The sequence below is a fragment of the Bradyrhizobium sp. genome (genome assembly GCF_050014615.1).
Classification (GTDB): Bacteria; Pseudomonadota; Alphaproteobacteria; order Rhizobiales; family Xanthobacteraceae; genus Bradyrhizobium.
Genome location: NZ_JBEKCZ010000320.1, coordinates 1 through 3,873, shown reverse-complemented (window position 1 = coordinate 3,873; position 3,873 = coordinate 1). Strand labels below are relative to the sequence as shown.

The window sequence follows — 3,873 nt, the reverse complement described above, 5'->3', positions numbered from 1 at the left end:
GATGCCGGATATTGCCAGGGAAGTCTCTCCGAATTCACAATGGGCTGATGAACGGCCATCCCCTGCCATCCCTTGGCCAGGCTTGCGGCGATGGGTTGTTGTTGACAGGACCATATTATTTGTACATTCGTACAAATAGCGCGACAGGAAACGCATGCTTTTGGATGCCAATCAGCAAGGTTTGTCGCCTGAGGTATCATGGCACCAAGGTTTATGGCACCAGGTCTTATGGCACCCGGCTCCTCGTCGCTGCAATGGCCCGGTGCGGCCCCATCGGGCCTGTCGGAGCTGTACCGCGGCCCGGTCCCGCCCATTGTCGCGATTGACAAGGCCGCGTGCTTGAGACGCCATGCCGCGCCACTACAAAAATCCGGACTATGGTAAGGCAAGGGCCGGGGACTCGGTTCGAGGCATGAAACCGATCAGGGGAGAGCGTTGATGTTTGTTCTTAGCAAGAAGTTGCGCAGCAGGATGTTGTCGCAGGCTGCGGTCGGAATTGCCATCGCGGGCGCACTCGCCGTTGCGGCGGCTTTGGCGCCGGCGAAGGCGCAGGAGACCGTGAAGATCGGCCTGATCCTGCCGATGACCGGCGGTCAGGCCTCGACCGGCAAGCAGATCGACAACGCGATCAAGCTGTACATGCAGCAGCATGGCGACACCGTCGCCGGCAAGAAGATCGAAGTGATCCTGAGGGACGACGCCACGCTTCCCGACAATACCAAGCGCTTCGCCCAGGAATTGATCGTCAACGACAAGGTCAATATCATCGCGGGCTTCGGCGTCACGCCGGCCGCGCTGGCGGCGGCGCCGCTGGCGACGCAGGCCAAGATACCCGAGATCGTGATGGCGGCGGGCACGTCGATCATCACCGAGCGTTCGCCTTACATCGTGCGCACCAGCTTCACGCTGGCGCAATCCTCCACCATCATCGCCGACTGGGCCGTCAAGAACGGCATCAAGAAAGTCGCCACGTTGACGTCCGATTATGCGCCCGGCAACGACGCGCTGAATTTCTTCAAGGAGCATTTTGTCGCCGGCGGCGGCGAAATCGTCGAAGAGGTCAAGGTGCCGCTGGCCAATCCCGATTTCGCGCCGTTCCTGCAGCGGATGAAGGATGCCAAGCCCGACGCCATGTTCGTGTTCGTTCCGGCCGGGCAGGGCGGCAATTTCATGAAGCAATATGCCGAGCGTGGGCTCGACAAGTCAGGCATCAAGGTGATCGGCCCCGGCGACGTGACCGACGATGATCTGCTCAACAACATGGGCGACGCGGTACTCGGCACCGTCACCGCCCATATCTACTCGGTGGCGCACCCCTCGGCGATGAACAAGGAATTTGTCGCGGCCTACAAGAAGGCCTTCGGCTCGCGCCCGGGCTTCATGGCGGTGGGCGGCTATGACGGCATTCATTTGATCTACGAGGCGCTGAAGAAGACCGGCGGCAAGACCGACGGCGATGCGCTGATCGAAGCCATGAAGGGAATGAAATGGGAAAGCCCGCGCGGCCCGATTTCGATCGATCCGGAAACCCGCGATATCGTGCAGAACGTCTACATCCGCAAGGTCGAGAAGGTCGACGGCGAACTCTACAACCTCGAATTCGCGACCTTCGAGGCGGTCAAGGATTCCGGCAAGACGAAGAAATGACCGAAGGTCATTCCGGGGCGGCGCGAAAGCGCCGAACCCGGAATCTTTCTCAGCAAACTCGATCGAGATTCCGGGTTCGCGCTAATTCGCGCCCCGGAATGACGGGTTCCAATTAAGGCCTGCTCCCATCGCATGACCGCACTCTTCACCATTCTGTTCGACGGCGTCGCCTACGGCATGCTGCTGTTCGTTCTGGCGTGCGGGCTGGCGGTGACGCTCGGGCTGATGAACTTCGTCAATCTCGCCCATGGCGCCTTCGCGATGACCGGCGGCTATGTCTGCGCGGTGCTGGTCAATCAATCCGGCTGGCCGTTTTTCGCGGCCCTGCCGCTGGCGTTCGTCGCCAGCGCGCTGATCGGCGTGGTGCTGGAGCGCGCGCTTTACCGGCACCTCTACGCCAGAAGCCATCTCGATCAGGTGCTGTTCTCGATCGGCCTCGTCTTCATGTCGGTGGCGGCGGTCGACTACATCATGGGATCGTCGCGGATATTCATCAAACTGCCAGCGGCGCTGGAGGGGCAGATCGATTTCTTCGGCGTCGGCATCGGCCGCTACCGGCTGATGATCATCGTGATCTGCGGACTTCTGACCGCGGCGCTGCAATTGGTGCTGGCGCGCACCAGGTTCGGCAGCCGGTTGCGGGCGGCGGTGGATGATCCGCGCGCCGCCAGCGGGCTCGGCATCAACGTGCCGCAGGTGTTCGCCTTCACCTTCGCGTTCGGCTGCGGCCTGGCCGGGCTCGGCGGCGCGCTCAGCGCCGAGATCCTCGGGCTCGATCCGTATTTCCCGCTCAAATTCATGATCTACTTCCTGATCGTGGTGACTGTCGGCGGTTCTTCCAGCATCACCGGGCCGTTTCTGGCGTCGCTGCTGCTCGGCATCGGCGACGTCGCGGGAAAATATTATGTGCCCAAGGTCGGGCCGTTCGTGATCTACACCATCATGATCGTGATCCTGATCTGGCGTCCGAACGGCCTGTTCGGCCGCACCGCCACCCGTTGAGAACAGCCATGACCGCGCCCGCCGACGTCGGATATCACGCCAGACGGCACGCGCGCTGGCACTGGAGCGAGATCGCGTTCTGGATTCTGGCGCTGTCTTGCGCCTTGCTGTTTCCCTCCCGCTTTCTGATCATGACCGACATCGTGCGGCTGGCGCTGTTCGCGCTGTCGCTGGATCTGATCCTTGGCTATGCCGGCATCGTTTCGCTCGGCCACGCGGCGTTCTTCGGCATCGGCGCCTATGGCGCGGGGTTGCTGGCGTTGCACGGCATCGTCACCGAGCCGGTGGTCGCGCTGCTCGTGGCCGGCCTCGCCGCCACCGCAATCGGCTTTCTCACCAGTTTCCTGGTGATCCGGGGTGTCGACCTCACAAGGTTGATGGTGACGCTGGGGATCGCGCTGCTGCTGGAAGCCCTCGCCGAGCGTTTTTCAGACATCACCGGCGGCACCGATGGGCTGCAGGGCATCGAGATGCAGCCGATCCTCGGCCTGTTTGCCTTCGACATGTTCGGCAAGGTCGGTTTCTTCTACTCGCTGGCGGTGCTGTTCGTGCTGTTCCTGCTGGCGCGGCGGATCGTGCATTCGCCGTTCGGGCTTTCGCTGAGGGCGATCAAGAATAATCCGCTGCGCGCCGCCGCGATCGGCGTCCCCGTCAACCGGCGCCTGATCGCGATCTACACGCTGGCGGCCTTCTATGCCGGTATCGCCGGCGCGCTGTTCACCCAGACCACGGCGCTGGCGTCGCTCGATGTGTTCGCGTTCGAGCGCTCGGCCGATCTGATGCTGGTGCTGGTGATCGGCGGCACCGGCTATCTCTATGGCGGGTTGATCGGTGCGGTGGTGTTCAAGATGCTGCAGGAGTTCTTTTCCAGTCTGACGCCACAATACTGGCAGTTCTGGATCGGCCTTGTGCTGGTCGTGATCGTACTGGTCGGCCGCGAGCGCCTGCACCGCTGGGCTTTATGGTTGCCGAACCTGATCATCCGGCAGCTCGGTGGCGGCAAGGCCGTCATCGCCATTCCCGAGAGCGACGCGTCATGACTATCGCGCTGGAAACCAAAGGACTCGAAAAGCAGTTCGGCGGCCTCAAGGTCACGCGCGATCTTTCGCTCAAGATCGAGCAGGGCGCCCGCCACGCGCTGATCGGCCCCAACGGCGCCGGCAAGACCACCGTGATCAACCTGTTGACCGGCGTGCTCAAGCCCAATGCCGGGCGCATTCTGCT

The 3,873-nt window shown here is 62.4% G+C and carries 4 protein-coding genes; all 4 read left to right on the top strand.

Annotated features, from left to right (window positions below):
- Positions 1 to 471 precede the first annotated feature (471 nt).
- Entirely contained in the window at positions 472 to 1,647 is a 1,176-nt protein-coding gene (locus ABR948_RS28840; protein WP_428124603.1) for an ABC transporter substrate-binding protein, read from the top strand.
- Positions 1,648 to 1,779: 132 nt separating this feature from the next.
- Positions 1,780 to 2,649, top strand: coding sequence for a branched-chain amino acid ABC transporter permease (locus ABR948_RS28835; protein WP_428124601.1), 870 nt, complete (start codon positions 1,780 to 1,782; stop codon positions 2,647 to 2,649).
- A gap of 8 nt (positions 2,650 to 2,657) precedes the next feature.
- A complete protein-coding gene (locus tag ABR948_RS28830; protein ID WP_428124599.1) occupies positions 2,658 to 3,689 on the top strand; it encodes a branched-chain amino acid ABC transporter permease in 1,032 nt (343 codons plus the stop codon).
- Positions 3,686 to 3,873, top strand: a 188-nt coding sequence (locus ABR948_RS28825) for an ATP-binding cassette domain-containing protein (RefSeq protein WP_428124597.1), incomplete at its 3' end; no start/stop codon positions are given. The genes ABR948_RS28830 and ABR948_RS28825, both read left to right, overlap by 4 nt.

What these genes read in the sequence shown, in the direction of transcription:
- ABR948_RS28830 (WP_428124599.1), top strand. Translation starts at nt 2,658, where the DNA reads ATGACCGCGCCCGCCGACGTCGGATATCACGCCAGACGGCACGCGCGC.
- ABR948_RS28835 (WP_428124601.1), top strand. Translation starts at nt 1,780, where the DNA reads ATGACCGCACTCTTCACCATTCTGTTCGACGGCGTCGCCTACGGCATG.
- ABR948_RS28840 (WP_428124603.1), top strand. Translation starts at nt 472, where the DNA reads ATGTTGTCGCAGGCTGCGGTCGGAATTGCCATCGCGGGCGCACTCGCC.